General features: G+C 48.5%; 1 rRNA gene. It reads left to right on the forward strand.

What is annotated here, in order from left to right:
• Nucleotides 1-34 precede the first annotated feature (34 nt).
• Nucleotides 35-1,236: ribosomal RNA gene (locus I6F40_RS19560) — 23S ribosomal RNA — on the forward strand; the annotation flags it as partial.

Here is a 1,236-nt window from a genome sequence, read left to right on the forward strand (position 1 = left end):
ACTGTCACAAAACAAAGACCCGTTTGGGTTGTATGGTTAAGTGACTAAGCGTACACGGTGGATGCCTTGGCAGTTGGAGGCGATGAAGGACGTATTAACTTGCGATAAGCTTAGTCAAGCTAGTAAAAAGCGCTTGAGACTAAGATTTCCGAATGGGGAAACCCACCTGCTTGCAGGTATCGTTAACTGAATACATAGGTTAACGAGGCGAACGCGGAGAACTGAAACATCTAAGTACCCGTAGGAAAAGAAATCAACCGAGATTCCGAAAGTAGCGGCGAGCGAAATCGGAACAGCCCTTAAGCTTATTATGTGTTAATGGAAGGCTGCTGGAAAGCGCCACGATACAGGGTGATAGTCCCGTACATGAAAAGACATTTTAAGTGAAATCGAGTAGGTCGGAGCACGTGAAACTTTGACTGAATATAGGTGGACCATCATCTAAGGCTAAATACTCCCAACTGACCGATAGTGAACCAGTACCGTGAGGGAAAGGCGAAAAGAACCCCTGTGAGGGGAGTGAAATAGAACCTGAAACCGTGTACGTACAAGCAGTAGGAGCCCACTTGTTGGGTGACTGCGTACCTTTTGTATAATGGGTCAGCGACTTATATTTTGTAGCGAGGTTAACCGAATAGGGTAGCCGTAGGGAAACCGAGTCTTAACTGGGCGAATAGTTGCAAGGTATAGACCCGAAACCCGGTGATCTAGCCATGGGCAGGTTGAAGGTTGAGTAACATCAACTGGAGGACCGAACCCACTAACGTTGAAAAGTTAGGGGATGACCTGTGGCTAGGAGTGAAAGGCTAATCAAACCGGGAGATAGCTGGTTCTCCCCGAAATCTATTTAGGTAGAGCCTCGGACGAATACTTACGGGGGTAGAGCACTGTTAAGGCTAGGGGGTCATCCCGACTTACCAACCCTTTGCAAACTCCGAATACCGTAAAGTAATATCCGGGAGACACACGGCGGGTGCTAACGTCCGTCGTGAAGAGGGAAACAACCCAGACCGCCAGCTAAGGTCCCAAAGTCATAGTTAAGTGGGAAACGATGTGGAAAGGCCCAGACAGCCAGGAGGTTGGCTTAGAAGCAGCCATCCTTTAAAGAAAGCGTAATAGCTCACTGGTCGAGTCGGTCTGCGCGGAAGATGTAACGGGGCTAAACTATGCACCGAAGCTGCGGATTCAGAATTTATTCTGAGTGGTAGGGGAGCGTTCTGTAAGCCGTTGAAGGTG

Origin of the sequence: Pseudoalteromonas sp. SWXJ133, from assembly GCF_015864365.1 — a bacterium.
In the GTDB taxonomy this organism is placed as follows: domain Bacteria; phylum Pseudomonadota; class Gammaproteobacteria; order Enterobacterales; family Alteromonadaceae; genus Pseudoalteromonas; species Pseudoalteromonas arctica.